This is a genomic window from Streptomyces parvus, assembly GCF_014648875.1.
GTDB lineage: Bacteria > Actinomycetota > Actinomycetes > Streptomycetales > Streptomycetaceae > Streptomyces > Streptomyces parvus.
The window spans coordinates 332,099-352,781 of sequence record NZ_BMRY01000001.1 but is presented as its reverse complement, the minus strand read 5'-3'; the positions used below and the strand labels follow the sequence as shown (position 1 = coordinate 352,781).

Annotated in this window: 18 protein-coding genes; 16 read left to right on the top strand and 2 right to left on the bottom strand. The window is 71.9% G+C overall.

Features of this window, described 5'->3' with window-relative positions:
• The first annotated feature begins 391 nt into the window (after nt 1-391).
• The 11 genes from IE140_RS01510 (at nt 392) to IE140_RS01460 (ending at nt 12,106) form a co-directional block, all read left to right on the top strand.
• Complete coding sequence (locus IE140_RS01510; protein ID WP_093442977.1) at nt 392-772, top strand: hypothetical protein; 381 nt, start codon at nt 392-394, stop codon at nt 770-772.
• The gene (locus tag IE140_RS01505) at nt 769-1,779 is read left to right on the top strand and encodes a glycosyltransferase family 2 protein (RefSeq protein WP_093442975.1); all 1,011 of its coding nucleotides are present in this window, start codon (nt 769-771) and stop codon (nt 1,777-1,779) included. The genes IE140_RS01510 and IE140_RS01505 overlap by 4 nt, the downstream gene beginning before the upstream one ends.
• On the top strand, nt 1,776-2,984 hold the full coding sequence (locus tag IE140_RS01500; RefSeq protein ID WP_229826663.1) for a lysylphosphatidylglycerol synthase domain-containing protein: 1,209 nt from the start codon (nt 1,776-1,778) through the stop codon (nt 2,982-2,984). The genes IE140_RS01505 and IE140_RS01500 overlap by 4 nt, the downstream gene beginning before the upstream one ends.
• Complete coding sequence (locus IE140_RS01495; RefSeq protein WP_150195200.1) at nt 2,981-4,429, top strand: aspartate aminotransferase family protein; 1,449 nt, start codon at nt 2,981-2,983, stop codon at nt 4,427-4,429. The genes IE140_RS01500 and IE140_RS01495 overlap by 4 nt, the downstream gene beginning before the upstream one ends.
• The gene (locus IE140_RS01490; protein WP_032778821.1) at nt 4,417-5,463 is read left to right on the top strand and encodes an NAD-dependent epimerase/dehydratase family protein; all 1,047 of its coding nucleotides are present in this window, start codon (nt 4,417-4,419) and stop codon (nt 5,461-5,463) included. The genes IE140_RS01495 and IE140_RS01490 overlap by 13 nt, the downstream gene beginning before the upstream one ends.
• 17 nt (nt 5,464-5,480) lie before the next feature.
• Nucleotides 5,481-6,536, top strand: a complete 1,056-nt coding sequence (locus IE140_RS01485; protein WP_150195198.1) for a UbiA prenyltransferase family protein — start codon at nt 5,481-5,483, stop codon at nt 6,534-6,536.
• A gap of 112 nt (nt 6,537-6,648) precedes the next feature.
• Nucleotides 6,649-7,680, top strand: a complete 1,032-nt coding sequence (locus tag IE140_RS01480; RefSeq protein ID WP_032778825.1) for a glycosyltransferase family 2 protein — start codon at nt 6,649-6,651, stop codon at nt 7,678-7,680.
• On the top strand, nt 7,677-8,849 hold the full coding sequence (locus IE140_RS01475) for an endonuclease/exonuclease/phosphatase family protein (protein WP_150194832.1): 1,173 nt from the start codon (nt 7,677-7,679) through the stop codon (nt 8,847-8,849). Before IE140_RS01480 ends, IE140_RS01475 begins: the two co-directional genes overlap by 4 nt.
• A complete protein-coding gene (locus IE140_RS01470; RefSeq protein WP_150194830.1) occupies nt 8,846-10,012 on the top strand; it encodes a glycosyltransferase family 4 protein in 1,167 nt (388 codons plus the stop codon). The genes IE140_RS01475 and IE140_RS01470 overlap by 4 nt, the downstream gene beginning before the upstream one ends.
• Nucleotides 10,009-11,139: an endonuclease/exonuclease/phosphatase family protein gene (locus IE140_RS01465; RefSeq protein WP_150194828.1), complete on the top strand. Its 1,131-nt coding sequence runs from the start codon at nt 10,009-10,011 to the stop codon at nt 11,137-11,139. Before IE140_RS01470 ends, IE140_RS01465 begins: the two co-directional genes overlap by 4 nt.
• Complete coding sequence (locus IE140_RS01460) at nt 11,096-12,106, top strand: aldo/keto reductase (protein WP_093442963.1); 1,011 nt, start codon at nt 11,096-11,098, stop codon at nt 12,104-12,106. The genes IE140_RS01465 and IE140_RS01460 overlap by 44 nt, the downstream gene beginning before the upstream one ends.
• Nucleotides 12,107-12,246: 140 nt before the next feature.
• Here IE140_RS01460 and IE140_RS01455 read toward each other — a convergent pair whose 3' ends face one another.
• Nucleotides 12,247-13,011 (bottom strand): GntR family transcriptional regulator, encoded by a 765-nt coding sequence (locus tag IE140_RS01455; protein ID WP_006127478.1) that lies wholly within the window; start codon nt 13,009-13,011, stop codon nt 12,247-12,249.
• A 279-nt stretch (nt 13,012-13,290) separates the two neighbouring features.
• Between IE140_RS01455 and IE140_RS01450 the strand changes: the two genes are divergently transcribed.
• From IE140_RS01450 to IE140_RS01435, 4 genes are all read left to right on the top strand, one after another.
• A complete protein-coding gene (locus IE140_RS01450) occupies nt 13,291-14,589 on the top strand; it encodes a sugar ABC transporter substrate-binding protein (protein ID WP_032778833.1) in 1,299 nt (432 codons plus the stop codon).
• Between the two features lie 115 nt (nt 14,590-14,704).
• Nucleotides 14,705-15,712 (top strand): carbohydrate ABC transporter permease, encoded by a 1,008-nt coding sequence (locus IE140_RS01445; protein WP_032763232.1) that lies wholly within the window; start codon nt 14,705-14,707, stop codon nt 15,710-15,712.
• Nucleotides 15,709-16,572 carry a carbohydrate ABC transporter permease gene (locus IE140_RS01440; protein ID WP_032763231.1) on the top strand — a complete coding sequence of 288 codons (864 nt, stop codon included), beginning with the start codon at nt 15,709-15,711 and terminating at the stop codon, nt 16,570-16,572. Before IE140_RS01445 ends, IE140_RS01440 begins: the two co-directional genes overlap by 4 nt.
• A gap of 9 nt (nt 16,573-16,581) precedes the next feature.
• The gene (locus IE140_RS01435) at nt 16,582-18,111 is read left to right on the top strand and encodes a glycoside hydrolase family 3 protein (RefSeq protein WP_150194826.1); all 1,530 of its coding nucleotides are present in this window, start codon (nt 16,582-16,584) and stop codon (nt 18,109-18,111) included.
• Nucleotides 18,112-18,422: 311 nt separating this feature from the next.
• Here the strand turns inward: IE140_RS01435 and nagB are convergent, their stop codons facing one another.
• Entirely contained in the window at nt 18,423-19,208 is a 786-nt protein-coding gene (gene nagB / locus IE140_RS01430; protein ID WP_032778839.1) for a glucosamine-6-phosphate deaminase, read from the bottom strand.
• A gap of 230 nt (nt 19,209-19,438) precedes the next feature.
• Here nagB and IE140_RS01425 point away from each other — a divergent pair, with 230 nt between their 5' ends.
• Complete coding sequence (locus IE140_RS01425) at nt 19,439-20,521, top strand: SIS domain-containing protein (protein WP_150194823.1); 1,083 nt, start codon at nt 19,439-19,441, stop codon at nt 20,519-20,521.
• Nucleotides 20,522-20,683: the final 162 nt, after the last annotated feature.

Below are 20,683 nucleotides of genomic sequence, written 5' to 3'. Positions count from 1 at the left end.
GGCCGGAACCGGCGTGCCCCGGCAAAGGCAGCACGGTGCCCCGAGGCCGACGGCGGATGGCCGCAAGGTGCCTGGCAGTTTGCTGCCGCCACCCCATCGTCCCAGGCAGCGGGCCCCGTGAGGCCATTCCTGCGGCTGGCACTCTGCTGCCCCGCAGCTTTCGGCCACCCGGTAACCGTGGCCCCCGGCGTGGCGATGGCGACAGGATCTAGCCGTCACAAGTCATTCACACACCGCTACGTTCCGAGGAGTCCTCCCATGCGTGCGTTCCCCGTCCCCGCCCCCCGCCACGCGCCGGCCGCCGGCTCTCCCGCCCTCGGCGCGGCCCTGTGCGGCGCCTCGGCCCGGGACGGCTTCTCCTGGGGGTGACCCGGGGGAACGGGACGCCTCCGTGTTCCTGGTGACCGCGCTCCTCGTGCGCAACGGGCCTCCGCGCACCGACCGGTGGACAGCCCGCGACCTGGCCCGGTGGCTGCGCTCCCGGCACGTCCGGGCCGGCCCGCACACGCCCGGACCGGTTCATCTGTACGTCGTCGAGGGCCCGGACGGCACGGTCCGCGCCGCGCTGTACATGGAGAGCCCCGACCCCCTCCAGGCCGAACTGGCCGCGCTGGAACACCTCCTGGCCGCCCTGAGCGCCGCCCGGCCCTCCTCCCTCGACTGGCGGCCGGCCGCACTCGGCGGCGTGTCCGCCCGCCCGGGCCCGCACCGATCCCCCGAACCGAAAGGACCGGACCCGCCATGCCACGGGAGCGCCCCTCCGTGTCAGTGATCATCCCCAACCACAACTACGAGAAGACCCTGCGGGCCTGCCTGGAGTCCGTCTACGCCCAGACCCTGCGCCCGCTGGACGTGGTCGTCGTGGACGACGCCAGCACCGACGGCTCACGCGACATCGCCCGCACCTTCCCGTGCGTCCTGGTGGCCCGCCCGGAGAACGGCGGGGTCTCCGCCGCCCGCAACCTGGGCGTCGCCGCCTCCTCCGGGCAGGTGCTGTTCTTCCTCGACTCCGACATCGCCCTGGCCCCCGACGCGATCGAGAACGCCGTCGACCTGCTCATGGACGATCCGGAGACCGGCTGCGTCCACGGCGTCCTCGACCCCGAACCGCTCTTCGACGACGGTCCGGTGGAGGTCTACCACTGCCTGCACGCGCACTTCTGGCGACGCCGCAGCGCCGGAGTCGTCGGCACCGCCTTCTTCGCACTGGCAGCGATCGAGCGCTCCGTCTTCGAGGCCACCGGACCCTTCGACGAGAACCTCCGCGACTCCGAGGACGTCGAGTACAGCGACCGCCTCTCCGCCACCCACCGCATCCGGCTCAGCGAACGGGTGACCGGCCGCCACGACGACGTGGACCGGCTGCTGCCGATGCTCGCCGAGCAGTACCGCCGCTCCCAGCTCCTGATCCCCGTCGCCGCCGTGGAACGCCGGCGCGGCGGCGGACTGCGGGCCAACCGTACGGGCGGCGTGCTCGCCGCAGGACTGGTCCCGCTCACGCTCCCGCTCGCCCTGCTCACCCCCTGGCTCCTCGCGGTGCCGCTCGCCTGCGCCGTGGCCTTCGCCCTGGCGGACGTGGGCCTGTCCCGCTTCGTGGCGCGCCGTGAGGGGCGGCTCTTCCTGCTCCGCTTCACCGCGCTGCACTTCGCGGTGCACCTGGCCCTCGTGCTCGGCGCGGTGGCGGGCGGCGTGCGCTGGCTGGTGGACCCGCGCTTCGGCCCCTCGGTGCGGGGCCGCCGCGCCCGCAGCGACGATCCGGCCCCGGCGGCGGCACCGTGAGCGCCGGAGTGAACCAGGAGCCGGAAGCCGCACGGCCGAGGAGCGCGCTGCGCAAGGCCGTACGGTCCGGGGCCGCGTCGCCGGAAGCCGAGGCCGAAGTCGTACGGTCGGGGGCCGTGTCGCCGGAAGCCGAGGCCGAAGCCGTACGGTCCGGGGCCGTGTCGCCGGAAGCCGAGGCCGAAGTCGTACGGTCCGGGGGCCTGCCGCCGGAAGACGGACTCCTGGGCGGGGCGGCGCCGAAGGCCGCGCCCCGTCCCTCCCGATGGGCCCGGCTGCTGCGTCCCGCCGCCGCGCTCGTCCTCGTCGCGGCCACCGCCTTCGCCGTCGGCGGTTCGCTCCGCGCGGCCGGAACGGAGCTGGCCGACGCCGCCGGCCGGCCCGGGGGAGTGCTCCTGCTGAGCGCGGCCCTGGTCGCCAACGCCGCCGGACTCGTCCTGTCCATGCTCTCCTGGCGGGTCCTCGTCGTCGACGGCGGTTCCCCCGCCCGTACCAGCGACACCGCCCGCATCTTCTTCATCGGCGTCATCAGCAAATTCGTCCCCGGACGCATCTGGGGCGTCCTCGCCCACGTCCAACTCGGCAAGGCCGTCGGCATCGCCCCCGAGCGGATGATCGCCGCCTTCGGACTCGGCCTCGTCATCGGGATGACCACCGGGGCCGCCGCCGGACTCCTCGTCGCCCCGGCCGTGTTCGGCACGGGAGCCTGGGTCTTCGCCCCGCTCGTGCTGGTCGCGGCGGCGGCCGTGGCCCGGCCCGGCTGGGTGGGCCGGCTCGTCGCGTGGACGATGCGGCTGGCCCGTCGCCCCGCCGGGGCCGCCGACAGCTCGCCCCGCGCCCTGCGGCTCTCCATCGGCTGGGCGTGCGCCTCCTGGGCGGTCTCCGGGCTCCACCTGTGGGTCATCGCCGTCCTGCTCGGCGCACCGCCGCTGCTCTCCCTGCCCGTCTGCGTCGGCGGCTTCGCCCTGGCCACCGTCGCCGGCAGCCTCGCTTTTGTTCTGCCCGACGGCTGGGGAGCGCGCGAGCTCGTCCTCCTCGCCCCCCTCGGTGCGGTCATGCCGCTCTCCGCGGCCACCGCCGCCGTCATCGCCAGCCGGCTCGTCTGCGTGCTCAGCGAGGTCGCCGCCACCGGCGCCGCTCTCGCCTGGGCCCGCGCCGCCGGACCCCTGCCCGCCCCCCGACCCGCGCTCCGGGAAGGAGCCGCATGACCCCCGACGCAACCCCCCTGCTCACCGTGGACGACTGCGAACGACTGTCGACGAGCCAGGTGCACGAGCTGTACCGGTCCCACGTCAACAAGAGCCAGGTCTCCCTGATGACCTCCTTCGGCTTCGGCCGCGAACTCGTCGACCACGCCGAAGGGTCCTGGATCCACACCCGGGACGGCCGCCGGATCCTCGACTTCACCGGCGGCGTCGGCGTCCTCAACCACGGCCACAACCACCCGCGGATCCTCGGCGCCCGCCGCCGCTTCCAGGAACAGCGCCGGATGGAGGTCCACAAGACCTACTTCTCGCCCTACATCGCCGCCCTCGGCCACAACCTCGCCCGGCTCCTGCCCGGTGACCTCAACCTCTCCTTCTTCCCCAACTCCGGGGCGGAGGCCGTCGAGGGCGCGGTGAAACTCGCGTACAAGTACCACGGCGGCCGCCGCCGGCAGATCCTGCACGCCGACATCAGCTTCCACGGCAAGCTGCTCGGCTCCGGCAGCCTCACCGGCAGCGCCCAGAACGCCTTCGCCTTCCCCGGCATCCCCGGTGTCTCCGCATTCCGGTACGGCGACCTCGACTCCGTACGGCAGGCCGTCGCCGGGGCCCGCGACGCCAAGGGGCGCTGCGACGTCTACGCGATCCTCATCGAGCCCTTCTCCGCCTCCACGATGACGGAGTGCTCCGAGGAATTCCTGCGCGGGCTGCGGGAGTTGTGCACCGCCGAGAAGATCGTGCTGATCTTCGACGAGATCTACACCGGGTGGGGCAAGACGGGCAGCCTCTTCCACTTCATGCGCTACCCGGACCTGGTCCCGGACGTCGTGACCACCTCGAAGTCCTTCGGCGGCGGCAAGTCCTCCATCTCCGCCTTCGTCGCCCGCGAGCCGGTCTTCCGTACGGCCTACGACAGCCTCGGCGACGCCATGCTCCAGTCCACCAGCACCACCTACTACGGGTTCGGCGAGGAGACCGCCACCGCGCTGGAAGCCGTCAACATCGCGGTCGAGGACGACTACCCGGCCCGCGCCCGCGCCATCGAACGCGTTCTGAAGCCGGGCCTGGAGAGGCTGCGCAAGCAGTACCCCGACCTCATCGCCGACGTCCGGGGCGCCGGTGCCCTGTACGGGGTCTTCCTCGACGGTGGCCCCCGCCTGCTGGACCTCGCCGCGAAGATCGCCCCCGGCGGCCTCGCCCGCGACCCGCTGCTGCGCACCAAGGTCATCACCTGCGCGGTCGTCAACGCGATGTACCACGACCACAACGTGTACATGTACTACACGCTCAACGGCCGCAGCCCCCTGGTGGCCGCCCCCTCCCTGGTCGCGGGCCCCGACGAGGTGGAGATCTTCCTCGACGCCTTCGACCGGACCCTGGCCAAGGGCATGAACCGGCTTCTCACCGCCTTCTTCAAGGACAAGGCGGTGTCCCGATGGGCGGCCTGACCATCGCCGTGACCGGCGCCGCCGGCATGCTCGGTTCCCACCTCGTCGCCCGGCTCGCCGCCGACGGCCACGACGTCGTCGGCATCGACCTGCGCGAGGACCCCCACCCGCCCGCCGGCGCCCGTCACATCGTCGCCGACATCCGTGACGGGGCCGCGCTCGCCCGCGCCTTCGACGGAGCCCACGCGCTGGTGCACTGCGCCGCCGCCCTGCCCTCCTACCCCGTCGACCAGATCCGCTCGATCACCGTCGACGGCACCCGGGCCGTCCTGACCGCCGCGCGGCGGGCCCGCGTCGAACGGGTCGTGCACATCTCCTCCACCGCCGTCTACGGGCTTCCGAAGCGGGTCCCCACCCCGGAGGACCACCCCCGCGAGCCCGTCGACCCCTACAGCAGCGCCAAGGCCGAGGCCGAGGAGGTCTGCGAGGAGTTCCGGGGGCGCGGGATGTGCCTGCCGGTCCTGCGGCCCAAGACCTTCCTCGGACCCGGCCGGATGGGCCTCTTCTCGATGCTCTTCGAATGGGCCGAGGAACGGCGCAACTTCCCCGTCCTGGGCCGGGGCGACGTCCGCATCCAGATGTTCGGCATGGCCGACCTGGTCGACGCCGTGGTGCTCGCCCTGCACGCCCCGCCCGAGGTCGCGAACGACGTCTACAACCTGGGCGCCGCCGAGTTCGGCACCCTGCGCGAGGACTTCCAGGCCGTGCTGGACGCGGCCGGGCACGGCAAGCGCGTGGTCCCGCTGCCGGCAGCACCGGCACTCGCGGTCCTGCGCGCTCTGGAGCGCACCAAGCTCTCCCCGGTCTACGGGCGGCTGCTGTTCAAGCTCCTCGACGACAGCTACGTGGACATCGCCCGGGCCACCGAACGGCTCGGTTTCCGTCCCGCGCTCTCCAACCAGGACGCGATCCTCTCCACCTACGCGTGGTGGCGCACCCAGCGGCGGGGCGGCGCCCCCGCTCCCGGAGCCGGCCGGACCAGCCGGGACCCGTGGCGCCAAGGGGCGCTCGGCCTGGCCAAGGTCTTCTTCTGATCCCCTGGAGCCCTGCCGTGGACATCACCCGGTCGTCCCCCGCGCCCCTGCGCGTGGTGGCAGTCCCGCCCGAACCCGAACCCGCCGACCTGACGGCTCTGTCCAAGCCCGCCGAACTCGCCGCTCTGTCCCAGCCCGCCCACGACCGGCCGGTGACGGCCGCCGCCCCCACCGCCGTACCGGAGGAACACCGCCGCAGCCGTCCCCGTGACCTGCTCGCGCTGGTGCGCCCCGGCCAGTGGGTGAAGAACCTGGCCGTCGTCCCGCTCGCACTCCTCGACACCCACCCCTGGGGGGCCGCCGACCTCCTGCGTACCGGCTGGGCGATCCTCGGCTTCACCCTCGCCTCCGCCGTCGTCTACGTCGTCAACGACCTCGCCGACCGGGAGCGGGACCGCCTGCACCCGGTCAAACGCCACCGCCCGATCGCCTCCGGCCGCGTCTCCCCGGCCTCCGCCACCGTCCTGACCGGGCTCCTCGCCCTGTCGCTGACCGGCTGGGCGGTGGCCGGTCCCGCCTGGCAGTGGTGGCCCACCGCCCTCTACCTGGCGCTGAGCCTCGCGTACTCCCAGGGGCTCAAGCACGTACCCCTGGTGGACGCCTTCATCGTGGCGACCGGTTTCGTCCTGCGGCTCCTCCAGGGGGCGCTGCTCATCGGAGGCCGGCTCTCCGAATGGCTGGCGCTCTGCGTCTTCTCGCTCTGCCTGATGCTGTCCCTCGGCAAACGGCGCCACGAGATGACGGCGGCGGGCCGCGCCCACCGCCCCGCCCTGCGCGGCTACACGCTCGCCTTCCTCGACCACCTGGTCGTCCTGGTCGCCGTGCTGACCGCCGTCAGCTACGTCCTCTACCTCCGCGACGACGCGGCCCTCGCCACCGGGGCCTCCTTCGTCATCCTGCTCTCCGCCCCCTGCGCCGTCTTCGGCCTCGCCCGCTACCTCCAGCTCCTGCTGGTCGAGGAGGGCGGCGGCAACCCCGTACACGTCCTCTTCCGGGACCGCGCGACCCTCGTCAACGCAGGCCTGTGGGCGGTCCTCGTCGCCCTCGCCCTCCTCACGCACCCCTCCGGCTGACCGTCTCCGTCCGGCCCGCCCGGCCGTGCGCCTCATCAGTCCGTCCGCCCCGCCCGTCCGCCCCGCCCGTCCGGCCCGCCCGTCCACCCCTCCGACCGCCCGAAGGCGACCCATGAACCGGAAGCATCCCCTCGTCTCCGTCGTCATCCCCAACTACAACTACGGCCGCGCCCTGGAACTCTGCCTGCGCGCCGCCCTCGCCCAGACCTACGAGCCCCTGGAGGTGCTGCTCGTCGACGACTGCTCCACCGACGACTCCGTCGCCGTCGCCGAGGCCTGCGGGGTCCGGGTGATCAGCACCGGCGTCAACAGCGGCGTCGCCACCACCCGCAACACCGGGGCGGCCCACGCCCGGGGCGAGATCGTCGTGTTCGTCGACTCCGACGTGGCGATGGAACCGGACGCGATCGCCAACGCCGTCGCCCTGCTCGACTCCGACCCCCGCATCGGCGCGGTCTGCGGAACCTACGACGCCGAACCCCTCATCCGCGACAGCCTGATCGAGGAGTACCGCTGCCTGCACCAGTTCTACTGGCTGGCCGAGACCGAGGGCCGCATCGGCACCCTGCACACCGCGATCTGCGCCATGCCCGCCCGGGTCTTCGCCGAGATCGGCCCCTTCAACCCCCGGCTGCGCCACACCGAGGACGGCGACTACGCCGCCCGCATCTGCCGGAGTTACGAGGTCCACAGCTCCACCGCCGTCCGGGGCCGGCACGACCACGACGACACCTGGCGGGTCGTGCTGCGCAAGGTCTTCCACCGCACCCGGCTGCACATACCGCTGTACGTGCGCCGGGGCGACCTGCCCGGCGGCATCGCCACCGGGCCCCGGGCCGGGGCCAGCATCGCGGCCCTGCTCGCCCTGCTCACCCTGCCGCTCGGCCTGATCGCCGCGCCCTGGCTGCTCGTCCCGGCCGCTCTGCTCGCCCTCACCCTGCTCGCGGACACCGCTCTGTACCGTTTCGTGCTGCGCCGCCGGGGCCCCCTGTTCGCCGCCTACTTCGCCTTCGCGCACACCGTCGTCAACGCGGTCATCGCGGCGGGCGCGGGCGTCGGCGCCCTCCAGTGGCTGGCCTCGCGCCGCTTCCGGCGCCTGTACGAGCCGGGCGCGCACCTCGCCGCGGTACGGGCCACGCCGTGACGGGGACCCTGGCGGCGGACAGCGCCGCCCCCGCGGACCCGGACGCGGCCGACCCGGGCACACCGGCCGAACGGGAGGAGCGAGTTCGCCGTTGGCCGGGCAGGCTGCTGCTCGCCGTCGCCGTGCTCTGGGCCCTGTTCGTCGCCGCCCGCGCGCTCCTCAGCGGCCGGTGGTGGGCCTGGAACGGGCTCGGTCTCGCCCCGCCCGTCCTCCATCTCCTCTTCCCGCTCGTCCTGTTGATCCCGGCCGCGCTGATCCGCCACCGGCGGCGGGCGGCCGTGGGCGTCGTCCTGGTCTCGCTCCTGCTGGGCTCCTGGCAGACCGGGCTGCACCCCGGGGCGCTGCTGCGCGGACAGCCGGCCGTACCCCCGGATGCCCTGAAAGTGGTCAACTGGAACACCTTCTTCTGGGACCAGGACAGCGACACCGACGCCTTCTACGCCTATCTGAAGTCCCACTCCGCCGACGTCTACCTCCTCCAGGAGTACCAGAACGCCCGGGGCGACGAACCCGCCCCGATCGATGATCTGGCCCGGATCCGCAGGGAGTTCCCCGGCTTCCACATCGCCGCCGAGGGGGAGTTCCTCACCCTGTCCCGCTTCCCGATCACCTCGGTGCGGGCGCTGCGGCCCGACGGACTCGCCCCGCCCGACACCTCCTGGGCCGACTACTGGAACATCCGCGTCCTGCGCACCGACATCGACGTGGACGGCGAGACCCTGTCCCTCTACAACACGCACCTGCCCGACCTGCTGAACGTCGACCGCAACCCCCTGACCGCCGCCTACCACCGCTCCGTGCGGCAGCTCTCCGACCGCCGCGACCGCCACTTCCGGGCCCTGCGCGACGACCTCGACGCCAACGAGAACCCGGTGGTCCTCGCCGGGGACCTCAACGTGCTGCCGGGCACCGGGGACCTGCGCTGGTTCGACGGGCTGCGGGACGCCGCCGACGCCGGGGACTCGGTGTACCCGGCGACGTTCCCGGTGAGCGGCCCGGCCCTCTGGCGGCTCGACTGGGCGTTCGTGTCGCCCCGGGTCGACCTGCACCGGCAGTCCGTCCAGGACCCGCCCGCCGCGCTCTCCACCCACCGGCTGATCGAGCTGGACCTCTCCCTGCCCACCTCCGGAGCTACCACCGCCCCGGCCACCGAGAAGGACCGGTCATGACCCGGCGCTCCGCGCGCTCGCCCCGCTTCGACGCGGCGATCGTGCTCACCTACTACCTCCCGTACACCAGCGGGCTCACCGAAGTGGCGCGCACGGTCGCCGAAGGGCTGGCCGCGCGGGGCCGCCGGGTCGCCGTCGTCGCCTGCCGCCACGAACCCGGACATCCCGCGCGGGAGACCGTGAACGGCGTGGAGGTGTTCCGCGCCCCGGTCGTCGCCCGCATCGGACGGGGTGTGGTCAGCCCCGCGTTCGCCCCGCTCGCCGGACGGATCGCCCGCGCCTCCCGGGTCGTCAACCTCCATCTGCCGATGCTGGAGGCCGGGATCGTCGCCCGGCTCGCCGGAGACACCCCGGTCGTCGCCACCCACCACGACGACGTCTGGCTGGCCGGCGGCGCGCTCGCCCCGCTCCAGGTCAAGGTGGTCGACGCCTCGGTCGCCGGGGCGCTGCGCCGCTCCTCCGCCGTCGTCGTCAACAACGTGGACCACGCGGAGCATTCACGCCACTGGCCCCTGATGCGCGAGCGCCGTCTGCTCTCCATCGCCCCGCCCTGCCGGGAGCGCGAGCCCGCGCCCGCCGCCTTCCGCGAGACGGCGGGCCCGCACTTCGGCTTCCTCGGCCGGATCGCCCCGGAGAAGGGGCTGCACCACCTGGTCGACGCCTTCCGGACCTTCCCGGACCCCGAGGCCCGGCTGCTCATCGCGGGGGACTACTCCAAGGTCGCCGGCGGCAGCGTCGTCGGGGCGCTGCGCACCCGGGCCGGGGACGACCCCCGCATCCGCTTCACCGGCTTCCTCCACGACGAGCAGGTGGCGGGCTTCTACGCCTCGCTGGACGCCTTCGCCCTCCCGTCCGTGGCCGAGGAGTCCTTCGGCATCTCGCAGGCGGAGGCGATGATGCTCGGCGTCCCCTCGGTCGCGAGCGACGCCCCGGGGATGCGCGTCCCGGTGACGGAGACGGGTTTCGGCCGTCTCTTCCCGCCCGGCGACGCCCACGCCCTGGCCGCGGCCCTGCGCGAGGTGGCCGCCTACCCGCCGGAGCGCCGCGCCGAGGGCGGCCGTGCCGCCCGCGCCCGGTACGGGACGGACCACTGCCTGGACGCCTACGACGCCCTGTTCCGGGAGGCCGGGGCGCTCCGGGGGGCCCAGGGAGCCCGCGCGTGACGGAGTCGGAACCCCTGGCCGCCGCGGCCGTCGGTGCCGGGGGATGGCCCCTGTGGGCGGCGGCCGCCTGGGCCGGATTCCTCGCCGCCCACCTCGCCCTCAACGGCCGCTGGTGGTTCTGGCTGCTGCCCTCGCTGCTGCCGCCGCCCCTCTTCGTCGCGGTCCCTGCCCTGCTCCTGGTGCTCGCCGGGGCGACGGGGGACCTCGCGGCCGGAGCGGTGGCGGCCGCGGCTCTGCTGCTGGGGGCCCGGCAGTCCGGTCTGGTGCCCGGCGCACTGGTCCGGGGAGCACGCCGCCCGCCGCCGGACGGGGCCGTGCGCGTCGTCTCCTGGAACACCCAGCACTGGTGCCAGAGCACCGACCCCGAGCCGTTCTACGCCTTCCTGCGCGAGCTCGACGCCGACGTCTACCTCCTCCAGGAGTACCACCACGACCGGTTCAACGGCACCTACCGGCTGATCGACGACGAGCGGCGGCTGCGCGCGGCCTTCCCCGGTCACGAGGCCGTCATCGCCCGCGGCCTGATCACCCTCTCCCGCCTTCCGGTCGCCGCGACCCTCGAGACGGCCGCCCGCCGGACCCTGCGGGTGGATCTGGAGATGCCCGGCGACGGTCGGATTCTCGCCATGTTCAATGTCCACATCCCGGTACAGCTGCGGCTGATCAGCCCGTTGCGCGCAGACTTCTACCGCGCGGTCCGCTCCCGGGCCGCCGACCGGCGGCAGGAGTACCGGGGACTCCTCGCGGACGTCGCCGGCTGCCCCCATCCGGCCCTGATCGCCGGGGACTTCAACACCACCGCCGCGATCGGGGACGCCCGCCGCATCGCCCGCCTCGGCTCCGATGCCGTCGCCCTGGCCGGGAAGCTCTGCCCCGTCTCCTGGCAGCCTCGCCCGGGTCTGCGCTGGTGGCGGCTGGACTGGGTGCTCAGCACACCGGGCGCCCGCGTCCACACCTACCGCTTCCGCGATCCGCGCGGGCTGTCCGACCACTGCGTCCAGGAGGTGTCCGTGTCGCTCGCCGAACCGGACGAACGGCCCCCGGCCGGCCTCCGTGTCCACCACCACGACGAAGGAACCCACCATGCGTTACCGCTACCTCGGCAAGACCGGCCTGCGGGTCAGTGAACTCTGCCTGGGCGCCATGACGTTCGGCCGTGAGGCCGACGAGACCACCAGCCACGCCCTGCTGGACCGCTTCACCGAGGCGGGCGGCACCTTCGTGGACACCGCCGACATCTACTCCGCCGGAGCCTCCGAGGAGATCCTCGGCCGCTGGCTGAAGAGACAGCGCCGCGACGACGTGGTGATCGCCACCAAGGTCCGGTACGGCACCGGGGAAGGCCAGAACGACCGCGGCCTGGGCCGCAACCACCTGATCGCCGGGGTCGAGTCGAGCCTGCGCCGGCTCGGCACCGACCACATCGACCTCTACCAGGTGCACGCCTGGGACCCCGGCACCCCGCTGGAGGAGACCCTGGCGACGCTGGACGCCCTGGTCACCTCCGGCAAGGTGCGCTACATCGGGGCCAGCAACTTCTCCGGCTGGCAGCTCCAGAAGGCCGTCGACCTCAGCCGTGCGAACGGCTGGGAGCCCTTCACCGCCCTCCAGCCGCTCTACAACCTGCTGGACCGCTCCGCCGAGTGGGAACTGCTGGAGGTCAGCCGCAACGAGGGCCTCGGCGTCATCCCGTGGAGCCCGCTGCGCGGCGGCTGGCTGAGCGGCGCGATCCGGCGCGGCGCGGAACGGCCGCCCACGGGCACCCGCGTGGAGACCGCCGAGCGGCTCGGCTGGGGCGAGTCCTGGAGCGCGTACGAGGGCGACGAGCGCACCTGGCGGGTGCTGGACGCCCTGCACGAGGTCGCGGGACGCACGGGCCTGGCGGTGCCGGTGCTGGCCCTCGCCTGGCTGCTCGGCCGGCCCGGCGTCACCGCGCCCATCGTGGGCGCGCGCACCCTGGAGCAGCTGGAGACCAACCTGGGCGCAGCCGACCTGGACCTGGACCCGGCAGACGCGGACCTGCTCACCACGGCGAGCGACCAGACGCTCCCGTACCCGTACAGCGTGATCGAGATGGACCCCGAGCTGCGCTGACGCTCCCGAGGGCGTGCCAGGCGTCGCGGGGCGGGCGGGACTTTCGATACACGCCCTGGCGTGACCGAAAAAGGGCGGTGGCCCGGGGAAACGATCCCCGGGCCACCGCCCTGTGTCCGTCGTGCCGGAGGCTGCGGCTCTCAGTCCGTCGGGCGCTTGAGGCGCGCCACGAACTTGTAGCGGTCGCCCCGGTACACCGAGCGCACCCACTCCACCGGTTCGCCCTGGCCGTCCACCGAATGGCGGGACAGCATGAGCATCGGCAGACCCACGTCGGTGCCCAGCAGCCCCGCTTCCCGGGGCGTGGCGAGCGAGGTCTCGATGGTCTCCTCCGCCTCGGCGAGACGGACGTCGTACACCTCGGCGAGTGCGGTGTAGAGCGAGGTGTACTTCACCAGCGAACGGCGCAGCGCAGGGAAGCGTTTGGCCGAAAGGTGTGTGGTCTCGATCGCCATCGGCTCCCCGCTGGCGAGCCGGAGCCGCTCGATGCGCAGCACCCTGCCGCCCGTCGAGATGTCCAGCAGACCGGCGAGGGTGTCGTCCGCCGTGACGTAGCCGATGTCCAGCAGTTGGGACGTCGGTTCCAGCCCCTGGGCGCGCATGTCCTCGGTGTACGAGGTGAGCTGGAGGGCCTGGGAGACCTTCGGCTTGGCGACGAAGGTGCCCTTGCCCTGGATGCGTTCCAGCCGGCCCTCGACGACCAGTTCCTGGAGGGCCTGGCGCACGGTGGTGCGCGAGGTGTCGAACTCGGCGGCCAGGGTGCGTTCGGGCGGCACAGGGGTGCCCGGCGGCAGGGTGTCCGTCATGTCGAGGAGATGCCGCTTGAGCCGGTAGTACTTCGGTACGCGCGCCGTGCGCGTACCCGTACCGGTCTCGCTCCCCGTACTGCCCCCGTCGGCACTCATGGCCCGCCTTCCCGACGCTTGCGTTGCTGCCGTCACCGGCTCCTCCGTCTGTCGCGGCTCACATGGTGGCACGGTCCGGTCACGGGTCGTCGCCCTCCCTTAGGTGTCGGTCCTATAACGGACGCGAGTGCACTTCTTATACACCCTTGACACCCCTAAAGGTCTAGGCCAAGCTCCCGGTACTGGTCTAAACCATTAAAGACCAGGTCCAGCCCCAGCAGAACTCGTCGAATGTCTTCGCGGTGGGTGGGGTTGCAGCATCCCTGAGGAGGGTTTGACGTGAAGCGCAAGCTCATCGCGGCGATCGGTGTCGCGGGTATGTTGGTTTCGGTCGCGGCGTGTGGTTCGGACGACAAGAATTCGTCCGCCGACCCGAAGGACCGCAAGGAAACCCTGACCGTCTGGCTCATGGGTGAGGCCCAGTCCACCTGGCCTGAGCTGGTCAAGGACGTCAACGCCGAGTTCAACAAGAAGTACCCGGGCGTCACGGTCAAGGTTCAGTACCAGCAGTGGGCCGACAAGGTCAAGAAGCTGGACACCTCCCTCGGTGGCGACAAATTCCCGGACGTTGTCGAACTCGGCAACACCGAGACGATGCAGTACATCCTCAATGGTGCGCTCGGAGAAATCGACCCCAAGAAGTACGAGAACTCGGACACCTGGATCAAGGGTCTGAAGGACACGTGCTCCTTCGAGGGCAAGACCTACTGCGTTCCTTACTACGCGAGCGCCCGTCTCGCCGTGTACAACAAGGACATGCTGAAGGCCGGCACCGGCAGCGACGCCCTCCCGCAGACCGAGGACGAGTTCCTCGCCGCGATGGACAAGGTCGACGCCGAGCTGGGCAAGAAGGACAAGCGCGCCTCCTCCCTCTACTTCCCGGGCCGTTACTGGTACGCCGCGATGTCGTACGTCGCCGCCTACGGTGGCCAGATAGCAACGTACGACGAGGGCAGCAAGGAGTGGAAGGCCGCGCTCTCCACCCCCGAGGCGCAGAAGGGCCTCCAGCACTTCGTCGACCTGGTCAAGAAGTACAACAAGGCCGACGTGACGAAGGACGAGCAGGACCACGCCAACGTCATGGCCAACGAGAAGGCCGCGGTCATCTACGGCCAGGCCTGGGAGGCCGGCAGCGTCACCACCGGCGAGAACGGCAACCCGAAGCTCGAGGGCAAGATCGCCACGGCCGGTATGCCCGGCCCCGAGGGCAAGGCCCTCCCGTCCTTCATCGGCGGCTCGGACCTCGCGACCATCTCCAAGTCCAAGGTCCAGGACCTCGGCGAGGAGTGGATCTCCCTCTTCACCAACGCGAAGTCCATGGAGGTCCTCGCGTCGAAGAACATCCTCCCCAACAACGAGAAGCAGCTTGAGCCGCTGAAGGCCAAGCCGGAGACCGCCGCCATCGCCAACGCGGTGCCGGACGCCTGGTTCACGCCGATCGCGCCGGGCTGGGCCTCCGTGGAGAAGGAGGAGATCCTCCAGAACATGCTCCTGGAGATCGTCAAGGGTGCCTCCGTCGCCGACGCCAGCAAGAAGGCCGACGAGAAGATCAACGAGCTGATCAACAAGGAATCCTGACCTTCCGATCGCCAGGCGGGGGCCCGGCACCTGTGCCGGGCCCCCGCTCCTTTCCCGCAAATGCATGCCGTGAATTCCGGGGTCCGCCCCGGACCCGCGATGGAAGGTCAGCCACGTGTCTGCCGCTGATACCAAGGCCGCCGGGCCGCCGGTCCCCGTACCCCCCGACCCGCAGGCGATCGGGAAGTCGTCCCACGACGACGATGCGCCCCGGGTGCAGAAGAGGAAGCGGAAGAAGGGTGAACTCCTCCCCTACTTCCTGATCCTCCCGGCGATCGTGGCGATCGCCGCCGTCTACCTCTACCCCCTCGGCAAGACGGTCGTCATGTCCTTCCAGGACATGGGCCGCCGCGAGCTGTGGTCGGGAGAGCCGGCCCCCTGGGTCGGCTTCGAGCAGTTCACGAACATCCTCGGCGACTCCGAGTTCTGGTGGGTCACCTTCCGCACGGTCGTCTTCATGGCCATCTGCGTCGTGCTCACCATGGGCATCGGGCTGCTGGTCGCCCTGCTCATGCGCAGGCTCTCCACCTGGGTCCGGCTGGTGCTCACCGCCTGCCTCATCGCCGCCTGGTCCATGCCGCTGATGGTCGCCGCCTCGATCTTCCGCTTCATGGCCGACTCCGACTACGGCCTGATCAACACCCTGATCGCCAAGGTCGTCGGCGAGGACTGGCTCGGACACAACTGGTACCTCAACCCCGTCCAGGGCTTCGGCATCATCACGCTGCTGGTCGTCTGGGGCGCCATCCCGTTCGTCGTCGTCACCCTGTACGCCGCCCTCACCCAGGTCCCCAAGGAACTGGAGGAGGCCGCCGCCCTCGACGGCGCCAGTGCCTACGGCATCTACAAGTTCGTCACCTGGCCGGTCATCAAGCCGGTCTTCACCATGGTCGCCACCCTCTCGGTGATCTGGGACTTCAACGTCTTCGGCCAGATCTGGCTGCTGCGCGGCAACAAGCCCGAGCCGGAGTACGAGACCCTCGGCCTCTACTCCTACTCCAAGGCGTTCGAGTCCACCTCCTTCAGCCAGGGCACCGCGATCGCCCTCATCACGGTGCTGCTGCTGTCCGGCGTGGCCGTGTACTACCTGCGCCAGCTCATGAAGACGGGAGAGGTCGAATGAGCAGCACGACCCAGACGACACAGGCGCTGCGGCCCGACCGCAAGAAGAGCCGGCTCCACCTCGACATCCTCGGCCTCGGCATCGCCCTGGTCATGGTCTTCCCGGTCTACTGGCTGGTCATCAGCGCCCTGCGGCCCAACCGGGAGATCCGCAGCTACGACCAGACGCTCTGGCCCACGTCGATCACCTTCGACAACTTCGTCCGGGCCACCGAGCAGCCGAACTTCGGCACGGCCATCCAGTCCAGCCTGATCGTCGCGGTCACCGCGGTGGTCGGCGGCATGATCATCGCGACGCTGGCGGCCTTGGCGATCGGCCGGTTCCGGTTCTTCGGCCGCAAGGCCCTGGTCCTGATCATGATCCTGGTCCAGATGCTGCCGCCGACCGCGATGCTCATCCCCATCTACGCCCAGCTCAACGCGATGGGCGGGATCGACGAGTACTGGGGCCTGATCGTCGTCTACCTCGTCTCCACGCTGCCCTTCGCCACCATCATGATCCGCGGCTTCGTCGTGAACATCCCGGTGGAGCTGGAGGAGTCCGCGATGGTGGACGGCTGCACCCGCTTCCAGGCCTTCCGCCGGGTGATCTTCCCGCTGCTCGCCCCCGGGCTCGCCGCCGCGTCGATCTTCGCCCTGGTGAACGCGTGGAACGAGTACCTCTTCGCGTACATCCTGATCAACGACAACTCCAAGTACACGCTGAACGTCTGGCTGATGACGTTCACGACCGAGCGCGGAACGGACTACGGAGCCCTCATGGCCGCATCGACCATGATCGCCATCCCCGTCGTCGTGTTCTTCATGATCATCCAGAAGAAGATGGCCGCAGGCCTGACTTCCGGCGCCGTGAAGGGATAGTGCGGGCCCATGACCACCCTCGTCTCCACCACGGACACGGTGACGCGCGACGCGCTCGCCGTGCTCCAGCCCGGATTCACCGGAACCACCGCACCGGACTGGCTGCTGCGCCGCGTCGGTGAGGGCCTCGCCTCCGTGGGCCTGTTCGGCCGCAACATCACCTCGCCCGAGCAGCTCACCGCCCTCACCGAGCGGCTGCGCGCCGAACGGGACGACGTCCTCGTCGCCATCGACGAGGAGGGCGGCGACGTGACCCGCCTGGAGGTCACGCACGGCTCCTCGTTCCCCGGCAACTTCGCCCTCGGCACGGTGGACGACGTCCACCTGACCCGGGCCGTGGCCCAGGAGCTCGGCCGCCGGCTCGCCGAGTGCGGCGTCAACCTCAACTGGGCGCCGTCCGCCGACGTCAACTCCAACCCGGACAACCCGGTCATCGGCGTACGCTCCTTCGGCGCCGACACCCGGCTCGCCGCCCGGCACACCGCCGCGTACATCGAGGGGCTCCAGGCCGCCGGCGTCGCCGCCTGCACCAAGCACTTCCCCGGACACGGCGACACCGCGGTCGACTCGCACCTCGCGATGCCCCGCATCGATGTGGACCTCGACACCTTGCACGCCCGTGAGCTGGTGCCCTTCCGGGCGGCCATCGCCGCGGGTTCCAAATCGGTGATGAGCGCGCATATCCTGCTTCCCGCACTCGATCCGGACCGCCCGGCGACCCTGAGCCCGCAGATCCTCACCGGTCTGCTGCGCCAGGAGCTGGGCTACGACGGCCTGATCGTCACGGACGCCGTGGAGATGGACGCCATCGCCGGTGCGTACGGCATCGAGCGCGGGTCCGTCCTCGCCCTCGCGGCGGGCGCCGACGCCATCTGTGTGGGCGGCGGCCTGGCCGACGAGGAGACGGTGCTGCGGCTGCGCGACGCCCTCGTCGCGGCCGTGCGCAGCGGGGAACTGACCGAGGAGCGGCTCGCCGACGCGGCCGCCCGTGTACGAGCCCTGGCGTCCTGGACGCAGAGGGTTCGGGGGGACATCCGGGAGTCGGGCGCGGCAGTGCAGGAGGGGACCGCGCCCGGCACCGGAGTCAGCTCCGACATCGGCCTGATAGCCGCCCGCCGCGCGGTCCGGGTGACCGGTTCCGGCGACCGCCTGACCGAGGCGGCGTACGTGGCCTCGTTCGGCGCGGAGGCGAACATCGCGGTCGGCGACGAGACCCCGTGGGGCATCGCCGCCGAGCTGGAGCGGATCCTGCCCGGCACGGGCACGGACACCTACACGGCCGGGACCACCGGTGCGGTGGACACGATCCTGGCAGCGGCGGGGGAGCGGCGCGTCGTCGCCGTGGTCCGCGACGAGCACCGGCACGCCTGGATGGGCGCGGCGCTCGACGCCCTGCTGGCGGCCCGCCCGGACACGGTCGTGGTCGAGATGGGCCTGCCCCAGTCGGACCCGAGGGGCGCGCTTTATGTCGCCACCCACGGCGCGGCAAGGGTCTGCGGTCAGGCAGCAGCGGAAGCGCTGACGGGCACGAAGTCCTGACACCGGGCAAACCCAGCCCGTCCGGCGACACCCAGCCCGTCCGGCGTTTGAGGACAAGGCCTGGGGCCGGTGGGCCCGCAGCAAAAGCTTCGGGCCGGCCAAACCCAGCCCGTCCGGGACCGCAGCTCAAAAGCTTCGGCCGGCCAAAATCAAGCCCGTCCGGCGATTGAGGACAAAACCTCCCGCCGGACGGGCTGCACCATTTCCGCACCGCGCACCCGCGCACCGCGCACCGCACGGCTCAGGGCCGGGACACCGCAACGGCGTCCCGGCCCTGAGTCGTACAGGAGCAAGGGGTGAGGGGCGAAGCCCTACAGCCCCTGCCACCCCGGCTTCGCCGCATACGTGGCCCGGAAGTAGTCCGCCAGCTTCAGCTTCGACGCCGCCGCCTCGTCCACCACCACCGTCGCGTGCGGGTGCAGCTGGAGCGCCGACGCCGGAACGATCGAGGCCACCGGCCCCTCCACCGTCTGGGCGACGGCCTCCGCCTTGCCCTCGCCGGTGGCCAGCAGGATCGGGTGCCGGGCGTCCAGGATCGTCCCGATGCCCTGCGTGATCACGTGGTGCGGCACCTGCTCGATGTCGTCGTCGAAGAAGCGCGCGTTGTCCACCCGGGTCTGCTCGGTCAGCGTCTTGATCCGGGTGCGCGAGGCGAGCGAGGAGCACGGCTCGTTGAAGCCGATGTGCCCGTCCGTGCCTATGCCCAGCAGCTGGAGGTCGACGCCGCCCGCCTCCGCCAGCGCCCGGTCGTACGCCTCGCAGGCCGCCTGGACGTCCTCGGCCGCGCCGTCGGGGCCCATGAAGGACGCCTCGGAGAGCCCGAGCGGCTCGATGACCTCGCGCAGCACCACGGAGCGGTACGACTCCGGGTGGCCCGCGGGCAGCCCGACGTACTCGTCGAGCTGGCAGATCCGGGCGCGCGAGGCGTCGACCGCGCCGGAGGCGACCTTCGACGCGAGCGCGCGGTAGATGGGCAGCGGGGTCGAGCCGGTGGCAACGCCGAGCAGGGCGTCGGGCTTGCGGCGGAGCAGCGCGGCGATGGCCTCCGCGATCAGTTCGCCGCCTGCCGTGGCGTCCGGGACGATGACAACTTCCACGCTGTGCCTGCCGATCTGACTAGAGGAGGAGGTGGTATAGACCAATCAAACTCCAATTTAGCAGAATCGGGCAGCCGTACGGAGAGGAGTCCACGCACCGGCGGCCCGCATCCCCGCCCGCCGCAGACGCCCCTCCCCGCCCGCCCCGGCCCGCTGGCGGCCCACGGAATTGCCTGGTCGACTTGTCCGGTACGGCGACACCGCAGCCGACAGCACAGGGAGGCCCCCATATGTCCGCCACCTTTCCGGCCGACCCGGGCGGCCAGGGCGACCGGCCCGGCTGCATCATGTCCGGCGAGATGGCCGAGCAGCCCGCGATGCTGCGCCGCATCCTCGACCGGGGCGCGCCCCGCATCCGCGAGGTCGCCGCCGAGATCGCCGCCCGGAAGCCCCGCTTCGTCCTGCTCACCGCGCGCGGTACCTCCGACAACGCGGCCCTGTACGCGAAGTACCTGCTGGAGATCCGCCTCGGCCTGCCCTGCGGCCTCGCTTCCATGTCCACCACGACGGCGTACGGGGCCAAGCCGGATCTGCGGGACGTCCTGGTGATCACCGTCAGCCAGTCGGGCGGTTCACCGGACCTGGTGGCCTCGACGCAGGCGGCCCGGGACGCCGGGGCCGTCACCCTCGCCGTCACCAACAACCCGGACTCCGCGCTCGCCGCCGTGTCCGAGTACCACATCGACATCCTGGCGGGCCCGGAGAAGGCGCTGCCGGCCACCAAGACGTACACCGCCTCCCTGCTCTCCCTGTACCTCTTCGTGGAGGGCCTGGGCGGCCGCGACGGCACCGACGCCGCCGCGGCGCTGCCGGACCTCGCGGGCGTGATCCTGGGCCGCCGGGCCGAGGTCAAGGCGCTGGCCTCCCGCTACCGCTTCGCCGAACGCATGGTGATCACCTCGCGCGGCTACGGCTATCCGACGGCTAAGGAAGCGGCCCTGAAGCTCATGGAGACCAGCTACATCCCCGCTCTCTCCTACTCCGGCGCGGATCTGCTGCACGGTCCGCTGGCGATGGTCGACAACATCTCCCCGGTGATCGCCGTGGTCACCGACGGCCGGGGCGGCGAGGCGCTCCAGCCGGTGCTGGACCGGCTGCGCGGGCGGGGCGCGGATCTCTTCGTGGTCGGCCCCAAGGCCCAGGTGGAGGCGGCGTCGGCCGGGTTCTCGCTGCCCACGGCGGGCGTCCCGGAGGAGTTGCAGCCGGTCCTGGAGATCCTGCCGCTGCAGATGCTGGCGTACGAGGTGACGATCGCCCGGGGCCAGGACCCGGACGCGCCCCGCGCCCTGGCGAAGGTCACCGAGACCCGCTGAAAACCGGAGGCGGTGGCGCCCCGAAAACACCCGCGGGCCGCGGCGCCGGGGCGGGACCCTCAGCCCGCCCGGCACCGCAGCCCGGAGCTACCTGGCCGGCGGTGTGCGGTGCCCCCGGCCACTGGAGGCACCGGCGCGGTCAGGGCAGAGAGCGCCGGGTGC

Excerpts from the sequence above, each read along its gene's own strand:
- IE140_RS01495 (WP_150195200.1), top strand. The coding sequence starts at position 2,981 with ATGACCCCCGACGCAACCCCCCTGCTCACCGTGGACGACTGCGAACGA.
- IE140_RS01490 (WP_032778821.1), top strand. The coding sequence starts at position 4,417 with ATGGGCGGCCTGACCATCGCCGTGACCGGCGCCGCCGGCATGCTCGGT.
- IE140_RS01480 (WP_032778825.1), top strand. The coding sequence starts at position 6,649 with ATGAACCGGAAGCATCCCCTCGTCTCCGTCGTCATCCCCAACTACAAC.
- IE140_RS01470 (WP_150194830.1), top strand. The coding sequence starts at position 8,846 with ATGACCCGGCGCTCCGCGCGCTCGCCCCGCTTCGACGCGGCGATCGTG.
- IE140_RS01460 (WP_093442963.1), top strand. The coding sequence starts at position 11,096 with ATGCGTTACCGCTACCTCGGCAAGACCGGCCTGCGGGTCAGTGAACTC.
- IE140_RS01455 (WP_006127478.1), bottom strand. The coding sequence starts at position 13,011 with ATGAGTGCCGACGGGGGCAGTACGGGGAGCGAGACCGGTACGGGTACG.
- IE140_RS01440 (WP_032763231.1), top strand. The coding sequence starts at position 15,709 with ATGAGCAGCACGACCCAGACGACACAGGCGCTGCGGCCCGACCGCAAG.
- IE140_RS01435 (WP_150194826.1), top strand. The coding sequence starts at position 16,582 with ATGACCACCCTCGTCTCCACCACGGACACGGTGACGCGCGACGCGCTC.
- IE140_RS01425 (WP_150194823.1), top strand. The coding sequence starts at position 19,439 with ATGTCCGCCACCTTTCCGGCCGACCCGGGCGGCCAGGGCGACCGGCCC.